The 632-nt window shown below is 66.3% G+C and carries 1 protein-coding gene; it reads left to right on the forward strand.

Annotated elements, in window-relative coordinates:
• On the forward strand, window positions 1-632 hold a 632-nt coding region (locus LPA54_RS34865), incomplete at both ends, for an extracellular solute-binding protein (RefSeq protein ID WP_228984625.1).

Below are 632 nucleotides of genomic sequence, written 5' to 3' on the forward strand. Positions count from 1 at the left end.
CCCTTCACCACGGACACCCTCGCGTTCGTCTACAACAAGGCGCTGTTCGCCAAGGCCGGCGTCGAGGCCCCCAAGACCTGGGACGACCTGAAGAAGGCCGCCGCCACGATCAAGGCGAAGACCGGCGTCGACGGCTACTGGGGCTCCACGGCCGGCTACTACGCCCAGCCGTTCCTCTACGGCGAGGGCACCGACATGGTCGACGCCGAGGCCAAGAAGATCACGATCAAGTCCGCCGAGGCCAAGAAGGGCTCCAGCACCTGGCTGAGCCTCTTCGAGGGCAAGGGCCTGCACAAGGCCGACGTGACCGCCGACGCCTACGCCCACATCCAGGACGCGTTCGTCAACGGCAAGGTCGCCTCGATCATCCAGGGCCCGTGGGAGATCACCAACTTCTACAAGGGCTCCGCCTTCAAGGACAAGAACAACCTCGGCATCGCCACCGTCCCGGCCGGCTCCGCGGGCAAGGCGGGCGCCCCCACCGGTGGTCACAACCTCTCCGTCTACGCCGGCTCCAGCAAGGAGAAGCAGGAGGCCGCGCTGAAGTTCGTGAAGTTCATGACCTCCGCGAAGGCGCAGGAGACCATCGCGCTGAAGAACTCCACGCTGCCGACGCGCGACGACGCCTACAC

This window comes from Streptomyces sp. DH12 (assembly GCF_020873895.1).
Classification (GTDB): domain Bacteria; phylum Actinomycetota; class Actinomycetes; order Streptomycetales; family Streptomycetaceae; genus Streptomyces.